This window comes from Clostridium sp., from assembly GCF_051278035.1.
GTDB lineage: Bacteria > Bacillota > Clostridia > Clostridiales > Clostridiaceae > Clostridium_AD.
In genome coordinates this window covers 1-15775 of sequence record NZ_JBNMNU010000100.1, presented here as the reverse complement: position 1 = coordinate 15775, position 15775 = coordinate 1, and the positions used below count along the sequence as shown (strand labels likewise).

Here is a 15775-nt window from a genome sequence, read left to right as displayed (position 1 = left end):
TTTCAAATATTGGTCCTGCTGTTAGTTCGCAATTTAATGAACTAAGAGTTGCAAAAAAATTTCCCATCGTTGAATTAACCTCTGTGTACGGAGTATCCGATATAAGGGACGTTGTTACTACAACCGTCGGTGGAACAGTCACTAATGATGCTACAGAATACAGTGTTAGTACTGCTGCAATTGGAACAGCTTCTGCCATACTAGAAAGTGCTTTAAGAGGAAGATATGAACCTGGTTTTGCAGGGGAGGCTGGAATAGGTGTTCGTATTCCCATTTCGCCAGTAGGAAATCAGATAGCTAGCTGGGGTATGTTTGACAGCCAAAACGGTGCTTTTTTCGGATCTACTAGTACAAATATATTTGTAGCAATAAGAAGATCCGGAGTAGATACTGTTATCAATCAAGCCTCTTGGAATGTAGATCCTCTAGATGGAACAGGACCAAGTGGAATAACGCTTAGCCTATCCAAGGGAAATATATATCAAGTTGTATTTACTTGGTATGGGTATGGGGTCATTGAATTTAGGGTAGTATTACCGAATCTAACTACGGGAGCGCAAGAGGTTATAACAGTCCATCGCTATTCGCCTACTGATGAGACAAGTATTGCTGATCCTAATCAACCTTTAAGGGCAGAAATTGACAACAACGGAACTGAAACTGCTTTTGATTTATTCATAGGAGGAAGAGAATATAGTATCGTAGGAAAATATAATCCTACCTTTCGAGTAACATCAGAAAGAAGAAGAATTACAAATCTCACAACCACATTAACGCCTATTATTTCATTCACTAGAAAAGCAATTTTCCCATCTGGTTCAGGAAGAGACAACTCTGTAGAGATAAATTTAGAGGAGATTAACATTATTACTTCGGAAGATTTAGCTTACCAAGTATTATTAGGTGGATCCATAGATGGTGCGTTTGTAAATTATCCAACACCTAGTACTATCATCCCTACTGCAGAAACAGCTCTATTGGTAAATAGAACATGCACAACCATTACGGGTGGAGAAGTTGTGTTTCAAGGGGTTGTATCAGGCGGATTAGGGTTAAGTAGTACAAGAGTATTAGCCTCAAGTCTGCTCTTGGATTTTAACCTTCCTATTAATCAGTTTGTCACATTAGCAGTAATTAGACTTGCAGGTTCTCCAACAAACACAGTTAGTTCCACCTTTAGTGTCACGGAGAGTTGGTAAATGAATCTGATAAAAAATTAAGTAATGGAATTACTTCTACTAAATAAACAGCCAAAAAGGATGCCTTAGGGCATCTTTTCTAACTGTAACATAGAAAATATGGGAATTGTTATAATTTTTTATTACCTATAATGTTATAACACGTACTTTCCATTTTGAAAGTAAAAGGTTGAGTTTAAACAAATATGTGATAACAATCACATTAATAGTGATTAAATATATCTTATCTAAGATAGTCCTCTAATGCCTCATCCCAGTTTCTAGTTATATCACCAGTAGTAAGTTCTAACATATAATTTCTAAGCACTGAGAATTTTGGCCTTTTGGCAAGTCGTTTAAACTCTTCTGTAGTGCACGGTAAAACTTTTGTAGTAATACCTTTAAGTCTAAATATTTCTTTAGTTAATTCATACCAGGTGCATTCTCCTTTGCAGTTACAATGAAAAAGCCCATAATTACTATCTTCTACCAGTCTTATTATAACTCTAGATACGTCAACAGTACTTGTAGGGGTGCCCATTTGATCATTTACTACTTTTACTTCATTATTTGTTTTACTTAAATTTATCATAGTCCTTACGAAATTATTTCCATCTCCATAAAGCCATGCTGTTCTTACTATATAATGTTTAGGGTTATGACTTTTAACTAGAAATTCTCCTTGTAACTTACTTTTTCCGTATATACTTTGTGGATTAACACTATCAAATTCTGTAAGTAGTTTATATTCATTAGAGTCGAAAACGTAATCTGTTGACACGTGAACAATGGAAGCTCCAATTTGATTTGCGGCTGCTGCTAAATTTTTAGGACTCATAGTATTTACCCTATAGGCTAAATCTATTTCTGTCTCACATTTGTCCACAGATGTATATGCAGCACAATTAATTATTACATCTGGTTTTATAATATTTACAAAACTATAAACTTCTTTAACATTTGTTATGTCTAAGGATGAAGAAACTGTAAGGGTTAGATCGATATTAGCTTGCTTTTTATATTGATTTGTGAGTTCTCTTCCAAGCTGACCATTAGCTCCAGTAATTAATATTTTCATAATATATGCTCCTTTATCTTAAGTACTCACCAGAAGTAATATTATCCATCCACTCTTCATTTTGTAAATACCATTCAATAGTTTTCTCTATTCCTATTTCAAAGGTAGTTTGTGGATACCAACCTAACTCTTGAACAATCTTTTCTGGATCTATTCCATATCGCGTGTCATGACCTTTTCTATCTTCCACATAGGTAATTAAATCTTCGGTAACGGTTTTATCTTTATTTTTGTTTATAAAATTAATAATTTTTTTTGCTATTTGTATATTGGTTCTTTCATTATGACCACCTATATTATATACTTCGCCGTATATTCCATATTTCAAAACGGTATCAATAGCTTTGCAATGATCCTCAACGTAAAGCCAATCTCGTACATTTAATCCAGTACCATATATAGGTAAGTCTTTATGCTGTAAACAGTTGTTAATTATTAAAGGTATTAATTTTTCTGGAAATTGGTAGGCTCCATAATTATTGGAACATCTTGTTATATTTACAGGCATTTTATAGGTGTCAAAATAGGATTTTACCATTAAATCAGCACCAGCTTTACTTGAAGAGTATGGACTATGGGGATCTATAGGCGATGTTTCAATAAAATAGCCTGTATCCCCAAGCGATCCGTAGACCTCATCTGTTGATATTTGTAAAAACTTCTTTCCTTCTTTAAAGTCATTTTTTATAAACCATGCATTTTTAGCTGCATCTAAAAGAGTTACGGTGCCGAGAACATTAGTTTTAACAAAAGGCTCAGGATCATTTATACTTCTGTCCACATGTGTTTCAGCTGCGAAATTTACAACATAGTCTATATCATTTGCAGAAAATATGGTTTCTACTAATTCCTTATCACATATATCCCCCTGTATAAAGGTATAATTTAACTTACTATTTAAATCTTTCAAATTATCTAAATTACCTGCATAGGTTAATTTATCTAGATTGATTATTTTTACATCAGAATAATTATTAAACATATAATGAATAAAATTTGAGCCTATAAATCCAGCACCACCAGTTATAAAATAAGTTTTCATCTATATTTAGTCTCCTTTTTATTAAACAAATATTTCTATGTCTCTTAGTTTGTTTAGATTTTTATCCTTGTCTGATAAAAATACAGATGATAACCCTTCTAGGGGCCACTGTACATCTATATCCTCGTCTGTCCATAAAATTCCACTTTTATGCTCTGGCCTATAGTAGTCCGTGCACTTATAATTAAATATAGCAATTTCAGATAGTACTAAAAAGCCGTGAGCAAAGCCTTCTGGAATGTACAATTGCTTTTTATTTTCATCTGTAAGAATAACGCCTACATATTTGCTAAAGGTAGGCGAATCCTTCCTCAAATCGACAGCTACATCAAAGACTTTCCCCTTAGTAACTCTAACTAATTTTCCTTGAGGATGACTTATCTTAAAATGAAGGCCTCGCAAAACGCCCTTTTTAGATTTTGACTCATTATCTTGAATAAATTCCATGGTAAGTCCTACATCAAAATAATCTTGTTTATTATAACTTTCCATAAAATACCCTCTAGTATCTCCAAATATTTGAGGCTCTATTATATATAAATCACTAATTTTTGTTTCTATGAAATTAAACTTACCCATATAAAAACCTCCATTACTTATGCTTTATAGTGGAAATATATTAGAATTTGTTTCATTATTTTCATAAGCTAATTGAACTAGATATTTACCATATTCTGTTTTTATTAGTGGCTCAGATATTTTCAAGAGCTGATTTTTATCTATAAAACCATTAGTATAAGCTATTTCCTCTATACAAGCTATATATAATCCTTGTCTTGTTTGTACCGCTTCAACAAAATTAGCTGCATCTAAAAGCCCTTTATGAGTTCCTGTATCGAGCCATGCCATACCTCGACCAAGTAATTCTACTTTTAAATTTCCTTTTTGTAAATATTCAATGTTAACATCTGTGATTTCTAGTTCACCTCTAGCAGATGGTTTAATATTTTTAGCAATGTCTATTACATTATTATCATAAAAATATAGGCCACAAACTGCATAATTTGATTTTGGATGTTCAGGTTTTTCTTCGATTGATAGTATATTATTGTTTTCATCGAACTCAACTACTCCAAATTCTTTTGGATTGCTTACATGGTACCCGAAAATAGTAGATCCTTCTTTTCTATTTGCAGCACTTCTAAGACGTTGCGTAAAACCATAACCATGAAATATATTGTCACCAAGGATTAAGGCTACGTTATCATCTCCTATAAATTTTTCACCTATTATAAATGCATCTGCTATACCTCTAGGTGAGGACTGAACAGCATACTGAAGGCTTAGACCTATAAAACTACCATCGGATAGTAACTCTTTAAAAGACATAATATCTCTAGGAGTTGAAATAATTAATATATCTTTTATGCCTGCAAGCATCAATACTGATAGTGGGTAATATATCATCGGTTTATCATATATGGGCAATATTTGTTTTGATACTGATTTTGTTACTGGGTAAAGACGTGTGCCAGATCCTCCTGCTAAAATTATACCTTTCATAATTTGCCTCCTGAAAAAGACGATTCACTGCTTTTATTTATAGTATCCATCAGAGGATAGATTGTATTTTCTTTGAAGTCATTATCATCACTATGGAGTATAAAGTGTTTTCCTTTTGATTTTTCTACTACTAAAGCAATATTTTTATCCATACCAATGTTAGTTTCATTTTTAATATAAGTTAGGTTATCATATAAACCTAGAAACTTATTTATTACATCTTGTGAATTGTCGGAAGAATTATCGTTAGATACTATGATTTCAAATAAACTATCATTTCCAAGTTGACTATATATAGAATTCAAACATTTTTCTAATAAATCAGCTCTATTAAAAGTTGGTATACAAATTGAAATTAATGGGTTGTTTGTTCTATCTTCTAATACCTTTTTTACTTCGCTATCACTTCGAGTTCTAATCCATTGCTTAGTAATAGTATCATATATTTTAATAATAGTAGCAGGACTTCCAGCTACAATGCAGTAGTCGGGCACGTCTTTTGTAACAAAACTATTAGCTGCAACTACGCAGCCTCGTCCAATATGAACATCACCAACAATTGATGCGTTCACACCTATCCATGAGTTTTCTCCAATTACTATTTTATTTGTTATTGAAGTTATTCCTTGATGCATAATTGGTATTCCGACACTTTCATAATTGTGACTGCAGTCTGATATATAGACGTTAGGTGCAATTATAACATTTTTTTCGATAGTGCCTTTATTAGCAATAGAAATTGTGAATCGGCTTCCTATTTGACAACCATCTCCTATAACAATTTTAGGTGAAATATTATTCTCGTACGAACAAATATTAAGCCAACTGTTATCTTTTATAAAGGTGCCAGTACCGATATGAGTATAACTAAAATTACTTATTTTATAATCTTCTGAAATTATAGAGTTGTTTCCAAAACTATAGAACAATTTTGACAGTGGACTATTACTTATTATTGCCGGTTCTCCCATGTATTTTGCCTCCATTTCTTGAGTATATTAAAATATAATAATTTATATAGTAGTTCGTCTATAATAATCTCTATTTGAAATTACAGCTGCAGAGTTTGGTTTATATTCAGCGGCTTTATCATTATACTTAATGGATTCATCTCTGTTGCCTAATCTGTCATAGCAAACAGAAAGTTGTATGCTGGGTATATAACCCCAAAAATCATGAGATATGAAACCCCAGCCATTAACTGGCTTATCAAGTTCCGCTGCAATCTTATACCATATGATAGCTTTGTTATAATCTGCTGATTCAAAATAATAAGTTCCAATATTACAACATATTTCAGCCCTTGGAGTGTCATATTCAAAGCTTTTAAGTAGTATTTTAAGCATATTCTTTTTATCACCTACAGCGTTGTAGCACTTAGAAAGATCAAAACAAGAACTTATATTATCCTCTATCCATCCTTTTTCAGTGTCTAAAAATTCATTGAAATACTTTATTGCTTCCTCGATAAACCCATTTTGGAATAATTCCCTTGAATAATAGAAGATACCTCTTGGGCTTAGAGGGTTTCCCTCAGACAGTATTTTTTTATAAATTAACATATTTCTACCTGGTGCAGCCGCATGTTCTTTTCGATGTGTTATGCAAGTATCGAAGTTTTTAATATTTCCTGCCATGGTTAGGCATTCGTGAACAGGCTCCGTCCACTTAGAATTGTTTGTTCGCTTTGATAAGCGTTCTCTAAAATATGATAGAGTAACAGTTCCATTTGCGTCAAAGCCCACGTTATACATAAGCATTACATTATCCACGTCTAGAGTTAGGTCTTGCTTAAGCTGTTTGAATTTTTCAATATCCTTTTCTAAAATGATATCATCCGCATCTAGCCATAGGATAAAATCCATTTTTGCTTTAGAATAAGAGAAATTTCTAGCAGCAGAAAAGTCATCTATCCACTGGAAATCAAATATTTTGTCTGTATATTCTTGTGCGATTTTTATTGTATTATCTGTAGAACCTGTGTCAACTATAACTATTTCGTCAACAATATCCTTAACACATTCAAGACACCGACCTAAAACATCTTCCTCATTTTTTACAATCATACATAAACTAATAGTTACCATATGAACATCCTAAAGAAAATTTACAATATATAATATGCTATTGATTAAGATAGGAAACATATTTATGAAAAAAGGGGAGGTACACTTTTTAATACTAAGAATAATATGTAATTGAGGAATTATTTGTTTTACTAAGTGTTAGAGGATGGGATAAAGTAATGATTGAAAATAGAAAAACTTCAATAATAATTTTAACTTACAATAATCTTGTTTATAATAAAATTTGCATTGATAGCATAAGAAAATACACTAAAGAGAGTACCTACGAAATAATTGTTGTGGATAATAATTCTACTGATGGAACAAGAGAATGGCTTAAGGATCAAAAGGATATTGTGGTTATTTTAAATGATGAAAATGTGGGGTTTCCAAAGGGGTGTAATATAGGAATAGATGCATCCGCCATTGAGAACGATATTTTGTTTTTAAATAATGATACTGTAGTTACTCCAAGGTGGCTTGATAATCTTAAAGTATGTCTTTACAGTTGTGATAGCATCGGAGCTACTGCATCTATAACTAATAATTGTTCTAATTATCAGTCTATAACCGTTCCTTATATTGATGTTCAAGATATGATTCCATTTGCTGAGGCTAATAATGTATCTAGCCCTGATAAGTGGGAGGGAAAAACACGCCTTGTGGCATTTTGCATGATTGTAAAGAGAGAAGTTCTAAGTAAAATTGGAGTTATGGACGAGAGATTTACACCAGGGAATTTTGAAGATGATGATTTATGTATGAGAATTATAGATTCAGGATATAAGCTGATGCTTTGTAATGACAGCTTTATTCACCATTTTGGTAGTTCGTCTTTTAGTAAAGATTATACTAAATTCAATAATGTTTTAACTGCAAATCGCAAGAAATTTGAGGACAAGTGGGGGTTTGATTCTAACGTTAGTAGCACATTAAAGTTTGACATAATACATCAAATTGTAGAACCAAAAGAAAAGAAATTAGAAATTATTGATTTCGAATGTGGCCTAGGAGCTACACTGCTAAGATTAAAATATATGTATCCGAGTGCTAATATATATGGTATAGAGACGAATGAAAATTTAGGAAGGGTAGGCGGGAAAATCCTAGAGCTTATGATCTCCGATTTCGAAGAAAATTATAGCATGAACTTTAAAGAAGATAAGATAAATTTCTTTGACTATATTATTATTGGAAATAAACTTCAATTAAGTAAAGACCCCTTTAAACTATTAAATGAGGTAAAAAGATTTTTAAAACCTGGTGGATATATAATTGCGACGATTCCAAATGTAATGCACCACTCAGTTATAAAAGAATTATTAAGTGGAAGGTTTATGTATAATGAGGATTCAATCTTAAATAGAAGTAATAAAAATTTTTTCACTTTAACAGATATATACAAAATATTTGATGAGTGTGGATATATTAATCCATTTATATTTCATTACTTCAGTGAACTCTCACCTGAAGATGATAAGTTATTAAATGATATTTGTAGTATTATAGGCGAAAATATGAAAGGATATTTCTTATCTTATGAATATATGGCTAAATTCCAGAAAAGTTTGTAGCCACAAGACTTATACAGTGAAGTAATATGACTAGGAACTATTACTTCTAATTCTCCATATGCTAAATTGTATGAAAATTATAATTAGCAAGGAGAAAATTGTATATGTGGATACTAGTAACTGGAGGAGCGGGTTATATCGGAAGTCATACTTGTGTAGAACTATTAAATTCAGGATATGATGTCATAGTTGTAGATAATTTTTCTAATAGCAAACCAGAATCATTAAAGCGAGTTCAAGAAATAACAGGAAAACATTTGAAATTGTATGAGATAGATATTTTAGATAAGGTTAATTTAGATAAGGTATTTTTAGAAAATGATATAGAGGCTGTGATACATTTCGCTGGGTTTAAGGCTGTAAGTGAATCTATTAAAGTTCCAATATCATATTATCATAACAATATTACAGGAACACTTATACTTTGTGAAGAAATGAAAAAGCATAATGTGAAAAAATTGGTTTTTAGTTCTTCTGCGACTGTATATGGATCACCTAAGAGTGTGCCAATTGGTGAGGATTTTCCTCTAAGTGCTACTAACCCCTATGGTAGAACTAAGCTTATGTTAGAAACAATCCTTCAAGATATTTACGTATCAGATAAAGAATGGAGTATTGCTTTATTAAGATATTTTAATCCCGTAGGAGCTCATGAAAGTGGAATAATAGGCGAAGATCCGAGTGGCGTACCCAATAATTTAATGCCTTTTATAACTCAGGTTGCAGTGGGGAAAAGAAAATATTTAAGCATATTTGGTGGCGATTATGATACACATGACGGTACAGGGGTTAGGGATTATATTCATGTTGTAGATATTGCTAAGGGGCATATAAAGGCTTTAGATACGATTATGAAAACTAATGGTATAGAACCGTATAATCTCGGAACTGGGGTAGGCTATAGTGTTTTAGATGTAGTTGAAAATTTTAAAAATGCTACAAATAAAAATATACCATATATCATATTAGAACGTAGAATTGGAGATATAGCAGAGTGTTATGCAGACCCAATAAAAGCAAAGAGTGTTTTAAAGTGGAGCGCAGAAAAAAACATTCAAGATATGTGTCGTGATGCTTGGCGTTTTCAAGTTAATAACCCAAACGGATATTAAAAAACTAATGGAAAGGAATGATAAAAAATGAAAAAAAACTTTACATTATACTGGCCAAGCTTTGTAAGTGAAGAATTATGTAAAGACCTTGGCATAATTACTATGATTTTTGATAAACATTTAAATTATAACAGCTCCATTTTATGTAATAAAAATCAAGAAAATTATGAGGAAGTAACAAAGGAGAATATCACAATGAACTATATTGTTGATGACGATACGGTTAGTAATGTTTTGAAAAATACAGATGTTCTCATGCTTATAGAATTTTATGATTTTAATTTATTAATGATAGAGAAATTCAAATCCATTAATCCAAAAGGAAAAATATATTTAAAACTTGACATAAATGTACACTGGCTTAGAAGAATAGTATTTGGTGAGGATACTATTAGACTTCTAAATACTTGTACTCTTATATCTGTAGAATGTAAGAATATCAAAAAAATACTGGACAAAAAGTGGCCATTTAAAATTGAATATATACCAAATGGGTATTATAACGCTGGCATTAACAGAATTATAGAATATAAAGAGAAAGAAAATACAATGATTACTGTAGGAAGACTTGGGACATATGAAAAAGCAACAGAGGTTTTGCTTGAATCATTTGCAGTAGCGTCAAAAGTATTAACAAATTGGAATCTAAAACTTGTAGGGAGTATAGAGCCGTATTTTAAGGCGTATATTGATAATTTTTTTATTACTAATCCAGAACTTAAGGATCGAGTTATTTTCACTGGAAGAATTAACGATAGAAAATTAATTGAGCAGGAATATCAGAAAGCAAAAGTTTTCTGTCTTGCGTCAAGGTGTGAGGGATTTCAAATGTATTTGGAGAAGCTGCTAACAAAGGTTGCTATATAATCTCATCAGATATAGATCCTGCATGGGATATTACAGATGACAAAAAATATGGAAGCATATTTCCTATAAATGATCATATTGCCCTTGCAAATGAGATGATAAAAGTATGTTCTGATGAAACAAGACTGGAAACAGTATGCAGGGATATTCAAACATTTACAGAAGAAAAGTTTGAGTGGATAAAGCTTTGCGAGAAGATAGATTCATACTTAAATGAAAATGATTAACCTTTGAATGAATTAATGCAGTCCCTTGGGGAATAATTAAATTGAATACCAATCCTAAGACTAGCTTTACGCTAACCTCAGAATTGGGTTATATTACCACATTATATTTTCCTTTGTCACGCTCCTTAAAATCAAATTAACTACGGACAAAATAACTACTTGTAATTCAGGTGTTATTATATCTTTACCTGCAATTTGTTGTGCTGCAGCTCCTACTAACATAATTGCATTTACATAAATCGTTTTGCTCAAATACCACTTTTTGCTGGCTATTACCTCTATTGGTTTGATCTCTGACATTTTTAATTCCTCCTTCTTTTACTTATGAATTTTATTTGCTAAGATCATTTTATTAACTTATTCCAAGTTCTATTTCCAACTATTCCATCACTATCTAAGCCATTCATCTTTTGATAGATAATTACTGAATTTTTAGTGTCATTTCCAAATATACCATCCACAGCTACGCCCAATTTACTTTGCAAATATCTTACTACAATCCCCTTCGAACCTACTTTAAGAAGCGGTGTTGCCAATACAGAATTTATTGCATTTATGGTATTCACTCCAGCAATTCCATCTACGGAAAGTCCTAATTTCCATTGACAAACCTTTATAGCAAATAAGCTGTTATCACCTAAAATTCCATCTGCAGTTAACTTTAACCCATTTTTACCTGTGAATCCCAATCTATTTAAAGATTTTTGTATTGAAAGTAACTTTGTATCTATCCTTGTAGGAGTAATTCCTGTAACAGTATTATTACCACCAACAACCTTTCCATTTTCATCAAATACTTTATAACCAGGTAAGCTTTTAAGAAGATCAAGTGCATTTTGTAATTTAGAATAGGCTCCCTTTTGAGTTTTAACAGCCTCCCATGATATTCGAACTCTATACATGTGTTCAAAAATCGTAGGTTTTGGAATTACATTGTTAGAATTCGCTGTCGTAGGTTGATTAAGAGTTAAACCTAAATACGAAAATATTCCCTTGACAATTGAGAGTGCTATTTTTTCTTGAAAAGCATATTGTAATAACTCAGCTTCTTCTAAAGCATTAGAAATAAATGCAGTTTCGACTAAAATTGCTGGCATATGACTCATTCTCAAAACTCCAAAATTTGCAGTCTTACACCCACGATTTGTTAATGACGTCGCTTTAACAAGCTCTGATTGTACAGATACTGATAATTTTGCTCCATTAGAACTTATAGGATGAGAAAATGTTTCCACTCCATGAGCGGTTTTATTTACAGCAGAATTACAATGGATAGATGTGAATGTATCACATTTATTGTTATTTGATATTGTTGCTCTCTGTGCTAAAGTTAAATACTTATCTGTAGTTCTTGTATATATTACCTCTTGTCCATTCTCTATTAGTATCCTACCTACAATTTTAGCAATAACTAGAACAATATCAGCTTCATGAGAACGTAGTCCCACTGCTCCTGGATCACTACCACCATGTCCGGGATCTAAGCAGTGTTTATATATTATATTGGCCATTTATAGATCATTCCTCCAATTTTTTATCTAATATTCACGATTCATAATTATATTTTTAGATGCTTTCGATATATATTATGCAGCTTGTACAATTAAGTTCATAAATAAAATAGTTAGTTAACATATACTGAGGTTCATAACATTGATTACAGCCTCTGCTTTTTATTAACCAGAGTAACATATATAACCATAAGAAACACTCTATCTACAAGTTCATATATCTACTCCCATATATATTATGTAGAATATAATTAACAGTTCACAATTAATAAAACCCGCTAAGGTCAGGAAATAAATTTTAATTCCCTAAAAGATTTAAATTAAAGAAAGACAAGCCATTCTCTTCATACTGCATATTATATGGTATAAATAAGTTATTTAAGTTATTTAAGTTATTTATAGTTATTCAGCACAATGGAGATGAAATAATGGACAACAGTGACATCCTTTTAAAGATATATGAAGGGATCGGTATAATTAGCATTCTTACTGAAATTTTTACAGGAATGCAAACCTCATATCTTATCCTTTTGGTTCTTATTTTGATGGATACTTTTACAGGAATATCTACTGCTATAAAATATAAAAGATTTTCCAGTATAGGATTACGAAAATCCATCAGAAAAATTATAACCTATGCGATTTCAATCATCACGGTTAGAATGTTAGAGATTGTTCTAAATCCAATAGTAATAACAACAATGTTATCCAGAATTATTATTTCCTTTTTAGCAATTACAGAGGGCGTAAGCATTCTAGAAAATTTAACTTTATTAGGCGTACCGCTGCCTAATAATATCTTGAATTTATTAATTAAGCCCATAAAAATACCAATATTGAATAATATGTTAGAAAGTTCGAAAGACCGTGAAAAAGAGTTTTCTGGCCTTAATTATATTGTGAATTCTCAAATTAATAATTTAGATGATAAATATATAAAAAGTTTTTTAAAGATTAGATATGATGAATTTAAAGAAGTTATTAACCAAATTATGTTTATTGATGATGCTAATAATAATCCAGATATACTGTATTACAAGGTAATATCTTTTGTAGAACTATTCCTTAAGAATTCAAGTAAGAAGTATTTAGAAAAAAATATTCCACCTAATTATATTGAATGTTTCTCGGAAAAAAATAATAATACTATATTCGAATTCCTAACAAAACTGAAAATTACTTGTTATTCTGAGAACACAATAAGGGAAAAAAAAGAGCAACTTATTGATATTATTATAGTGATTGTATATCAATCAATAATTGATTTAAACAATTGTAAGTAGAGGTAAACCCTAGATTTAAAGCTAATCTAGGGTTTTTTAATTTAAGAGCTTTTATTACTGATTTAAATACTTGTTTTTTTACTTAGTGAACCCATCAATGCAAGTTACAAGCTCTCCTATTTCGGGTTTGCTAAGTTGCGCATCGGCCCCTACAGCATATCCTTTATGCTTTAAATCATCTGTAATTAAGGAGGAGAATAGTATGACCGGCAATTTTTTAAGAATCTTATGTTCTTTAATTTTCCTTGTTAGCGTATGACCATCCATTTGAGGCATTTCAATGTCAGTTATAAGTACGTTAACTTCTTCTATGAAATTGCTGTTTTTCTCATCCGCTAGATTAAGCAGATAATCTAAAGCTTGCTTTCCGTCATTAAATATTCTTAAGTTGTTAAAGCCAGCCTTAATAAGAGTATCTTTTAATAATCGTCTTATTAACGGAGAATCATCAGCTAAAACAAGTTTAACCTTTGATCTGTCTTTATAGGCTATCTCAATAATTTTATCCTCGCTTATTCCGGTAGAAGGGCTAATATCAGTAACTATTTTCTCGAAATCCAGAAGTAATATTATTTTATCATTTAGAACAATATTTCCAATAACTAGCGAATTAATTGATATGTCATCAGGCTTAGTTATTTTTTCCCATTTGATACGTTGTACACCTACAATACTATCAATGCTAAAGGCTACCTCGATTTTATTAAATGAACAAAGAATTATTGTAGATTGAACTTCAGTTTTATACTGTTTTTCTAAGATGTATTTTAAGTCTACTAAAGTTATTATTTTATCTCTATATAGAGTTAGTCCTGCTATGGCAGGATGTGAATCAGGGAGCTTGGTAATGTTAGTTGTATTTATTACCTCTTTAACTTTTATAATGTTAATTGCATAATGCTTTTGGCTTACCACAAACTCAAGTATTTCAACCTCGCCAGTTCCAGATTCTAGTAGTATATTATTATTATTCATATTTTTTCCTCACTTTCGAATTGATATAAAATTGATTATAACAGAAGAGTACATAATAATAAAAAATTATATATATACTATATTTCGGATAGAATTATAATAACTTTACTTTAAAATATAATATAATAGTGAAATTATTCTTCTAAATATGGTAAACTATATAATAAGCGTTAAAACGTTAGTAGCATTAATAGAGGGTGAAAAAAATTGATAATAAATTGCGGATGGATAGAAACTATAGAGAAAAAGTACACATTTATATTGTGGGGACTAGGTGGAGAAACTAAGTGTACAAGGCGCGGTAGAAGACCTAAAAATGCACTTCCACTTTATGAAGAAATGGTTTCGGTTTTAGAACTTCGTACCACGATAAGTAGTTCAGCTCCAGAAATAAAATGTGGAAAATATAAATATGATGCAATAAAAAAGCAGCTGTTTAAGAGGGAAATTAGAGGTGTTGAGTTTACTAATTTAGATGCATTCCATATGCTTTTAAATATAGAGAGAAAACATCTAGTGGGAGTAGAGTTGTCTCAGGAGTTAAAGTTTTGGATTACTGTGGCAAAATTCACAGCAGAGCTAATTATAAAACATAAATATCTGCCATCATTAACCATTGATAGAGCCCATGAAAAAGTGGATTCTCAGTGGAGATGGCATACAAGCGATTCTGAATATATTTACAAGAAGAAGGCTTTGTGCAGTAATATGCCCACAGAGTGCAAGGCGTATTTCCCATTAGAAAATGATGAGTTTATATATACAAATAGTAATAAACTTATAAGCAATTTCATGGATTCTGTTATTGACAGTATGGTGAGAGGAAGTTCTAGTGAAATTAATAGGGATAGTGAACCCTTAGAGGGTGGTATTAGTAGCTTAGGTAGCACCTGGATTCATTCTCTTTTTTCAGACTCGCAAGATATACCTGCGGATAGAAGTGATCAAATTGAAATGTTAAACCAGTATAAGAAGTGGATAGAACCTATAAAAATAAAAAACACTAATTTCAAATTTCGTACATGTTTTAAAGTTGTACCTCCTACAAGAGGAGATATTTGGACAATTGAATATTTGCTCCAAGCAAAGGATGATTTAAGCCTTATGCTACCAGCAAAAATGATTTATGAAGAATCTGTGGATACTATTACTTATTTAAATAATAAATTTAATAATCCTCAAGAAAGACTTCTAGAGGACTTAGCGGTTGCATCAAAAGTATTTATTCCGATTCAAAGGAGTTTATATGATGTAGCGCCTGTGGAATGCAAGTTATCTATGGATGAAGCTTATTCATTTTTAAGAGAATCAGCTTATTTTTTGAAGGAAATAGGATTTGGTATTATTGCACAAGCTTGT

General features: G+C 31.3%; 16 protein-coding genes. 7 read left to right on the top strand and 9 right to left on the bottom strand.

Annotated features, from left to right (window positions below):
- Window positions 1-1199: hypothetical protein (locus tag ACJAX4_RS14780; protein ID WP_435790225.1), on the top strand; the 1199-nt coding region annotated here is incomplete at its 5' end.
- A 223-nt stretch (window positions 1200-1422) separates the two neighbouring features.
- On the opposite strand, the gene rfbD is transcribed toward ACJAX4_RS14780, so the two are convergent.
- From rfbD to ACJAX4_RS14750, 6 genes are read right to left on the bottom strand one after another with little or no spacing between them, the layout of a single operon-like run.
- A complete protein-coding gene (rfbD, locus tag ACJAX4_RS14775; protein WP_435790224.1) occupies window positions 1423-2256 on the bottom strand; it encodes a dTDP-4-dehydrorhamnose reductase in 834 nt (277 codons plus the stop codon).
- A gap of 13 nt (window positions 2257-2269) precedes the next feature.
- Window positions 2270-3298, bottom strand: coding sequence for a dTDP-glucose 4,6-dehydratase (gene rfbB, locus ACJAX4_RS14770; protein WP_435790223.1), 1029 nt, complete (start codon window positions 3296-3298; stop codon window positions 2270-2272).
- Window positions 3299-3319: 21 nt separating this feature from the next.
- Window positions 3320-3877, bottom strand: a complete 558-nt coding sequence (gene rfbC / locus ACJAX4_RS14765; protein ID WP_435790222.1) for a dTDP-4-dehydrorhamnose 3,5-epimerase — start codon at window positions 3875-3877, stop codon at window positions 3320-3322.
- A gap of 24 nt (window positions 3878-3901) precedes the next feature.
- Entirely contained in the window at window positions 3902-4801 is a 900-nt protein-coding gene (gene rfbA / locus ACJAX4_RS14760; RefSeq protein ID WP_435790221.1) for a glucose-1-phosphate thymidylyltransferase RfbA, read from the bottom strand.
- A complete protein-coding gene (locus ACJAX4_RS14755) occupies window positions 4798-5772 on the bottom strand; it encodes a glycosyltransferase (RefSeq protein WP_435790220.1) in 975 nt (324 codons plus the stop codon). The genes rfbA and ACJAX4_RS14755 overlap by 4 nt, the downstream gene beginning before the upstream one ends.
- A 42-nt stretch (window positions 5773-5814) precedes the next feature.
- Entirely contained in the window at window positions 5815-6888 is a 1074-nt protein-coding gene (locus tag ACJAX4_RS14750; protein WP_435790219.1) for a tetratricopeptide repeat-containing glycosyltransferase family 2 protein, read from the bottom strand.
- Window positions 6889-7046: 158 nt separating this feature from the next.
- Between ACJAX4_RS14750 and ACJAX4_RS14745 the strand changes: the two genes are divergently transcribed.
- The 4 genes from ACJAX4_RS14745 to ACJAX4_RS14730 all read left to right on the top strand — a co-directional run bounded on the left by ACJAX4_RS14745 (window position 7047) and on the right by ACJAX4_RS14730 (window position 10647).
- Window positions 7047-8441 (top strand): glycosyltransferase, encoded by a 1395-nt coding sequence (locus ACJAX4_RS14745; RefSeq protein WP_435790218.1) that lies wholly within the window; start codon window positions 7047-7049, stop codon window positions 8439-8441.
- A 104-nt stretch (window positions 8442-8545) separates the two neighbouring features.
- Window positions 8546-9553, top strand: coding sequence for a UDP-glucose 4-epimerase GalE (gene galE / locus ACJAX4_RS14740; protein ID WP_435790217.1), 1008 nt, complete (start codon window positions 8546-8548; stop codon window positions 9551-9553).
- A gap of 27 nt (window positions 9554-9580) precedes the next feature.
- Window positions 9581-10420, top strand: coding sequence for a glycosyltransferase (locus ACJAX4_RS14735; protein WP_435790216.1), 840 nt, complete (start codon window positions 9581-9583; stop codon window positions 10418-10420).
- A gap of 95 nt (window positions 10421-10515) precedes the next feature.
- Window positions 10516-10647 (top strand): hypothetical protein, encoded by a 132-nt coding sequence (locus ACJAX4_RS14730; RefSeq protein WP_435790215.1) that lies wholly within the window; start codon window positions 10516-10518, stop codon window positions 10645-10647.
- A gap of 93 nt (window positions 10648-10740) precedes the next feature.
- Here the strand turns inward: ACJAX4_RS14730 and ACJAX4_RS14725 are convergent, their stop codons facing one another.
- Both ACJAX4_RS14725 and ACJAX4_RS14720 read right to left on the bottom strand, forming a co-directional pair.
- A complete protein-coding gene (locus ACJAX4_RS14725; RefSeq protein ID WP_435790214.1) occupies window positions 10741-10947 on the bottom strand; it encodes a hypothetical protein in 207 nt (68 codons plus the stop codon).
- A 44-nt stretch (window positions 10948-10991) separates the two neighbouring features.
- Complete coding sequence (locus ACJAX4_RS14720; protein ID WP_435790213.1) at window positions 10992-12158, bottom strand: N-acetylmuramoyl-L-alanine amidase; 1167 nt, start codon at window positions 12156-12158, stop codon at window positions 10992-10994.
- Between the two features lie 428 nt (window positions 12159-12586).
- On the opposite strand from ACJAX4_RS14720, the gene ACJAX4_RS14715 reads away from it, so the two are divergent.
- A complete protein-coding gene (locus tag ACJAX4_RS14715) occupies window positions 12587-13441 on the top strand; it encodes a phage holin family protein (RefSeq protein WP_435790212.1) in 855 nt (284 codons plus the stop codon).
- A 78-nt stretch (window positions 13442-13519) separates the two neighbouring features.
- On the opposite strand, the gene ACJAX4_RS14710 is transcribed toward ACJAX4_RS14715, so the two are convergent.
- Entirely contained in the window at window positions 13520-14416 is an 897-nt protein-coding gene (locus ACJAX4_RS14710) for a chemotaxis protein (protein WP_435790211.1), read from the bottom strand.
- A gap of 207 nt (window positions 14417-14623) precedes the next feature.
- On the opposite strand from ACJAX4_RS14710, the gene ACJAX4_RS14705 reads away from it, so the two are divergent.
- A partial coding sequence (locus ACJAX4_RS14705) for a hypothetical protein (RefSeq protein WP_435790210.1) occupies window positions 14624-15775 on the top strand: 1152 nt, incomplete at its 3' end.

What these genes read in the sequence shown, in the direction of transcription:
- rfbD (WP_435790224.1), bottom strand. Translation starts at nt 2,256, where the DNA reads ATGAAAATATTAATTACTGGAGCTAATGGTCAGCTTGGAAGAGAACTC.
- rfbB (WP_435790223.1), bottom strand. Translation starts at nt 3,298, where the DNA reads ATGAAAACTTATTTTATAACTGGTGGTGCTGGATTTATAGGCTCAAAT.
- rfbC (WP_435790222.1), bottom strand. Translation starts at nt 3,877, where the DNA reads ATGGGTAAGTTTAATTTCATAGAAACAAAAATTAGTGATTTATATATA.
- rfbA (WP_435790221.1), bottom strand. Translation starts at nt 4,801, where the DNA reads ATGAAAGGTATAATTTTAGCAGGAGGATCTGGCACACGTCTTTACCCA.
- ACJAX4_RS14755 (WP_435790220.1), bottom strand. Translation starts at nt 5,772, where the DNA reads ATGGGAGAACCGGCAATAATAAGTAATAGTCCACTGTCAAAATTGTTC.
- ACJAX4_RS14750 (WP_435790219.1), bottom strand. Translation starts at nt 6,888, where the DNA reads ATGGTAACTATTAGTTTATGTATGATTGTAAAAAATGAGGAAGATGTT.
- ACJAX4_RS14745 (WP_435790218.1), top strand. Translation starts at nt 7,047, where the DNA reads ATGATTGAAAATAGAAAAACTTCAATAATAATTTTAACTTACAATAAT.
- galE (WP_435790217.1), top strand. Translation starts at nt 8,546, where the DNA reads ATGTGGATACTAGTAACTGGAGGAGCGGGTTATATCGGAAGTCATACT.
- ACJAX4_RS14735 (WP_435790216.1), top strand. Translation starts at nt 9,581, where the DNA reads ATGAAAAAAAACTTTACATTATACTGGCCAAGCTTTGTAAGTGAAGAA.
- ACJAX4_RS14730 (WP_435790215.1), top strand. Translation starts at nt 10,516, where the DNA reads ATGATAAAAGTATGTTCTGATGAAACAAGACTGGAAACAGTATGCAGG.
- ACJAX4_RS14725 (WP_435790214.1), bottom strand. Translation starts at nt 10,947, where the DNA reads ATGTCAGAGATCAAACCAATAGAGGTAATAGCCAGCAAAAAGTGGTAT.
- ACJAX4_RS14720 (WP_435790213.1), bottom strand. Translation starts at nt 12,158, where the DNA reads ATGGCCAATATAATATATAAACACTGCTTAGATCCCGGACATGGTGGT.
- ACJAX4_RS14715 (WP_435790212.1), top strand. Translation starts at nt 12,587, where the DNA reads ATGGACAACAGTGACATCCTTTTAAAGATATATGAAGGGATCGGTATA.
- ACJAX4_RS14710 (WP_435790211.1), bottom strand. Translation starts at nt 14,416, where the DNA reads ATGAATAATAATAATATACTACTAGAATCTGGAACTGGCGAGGTTGAA.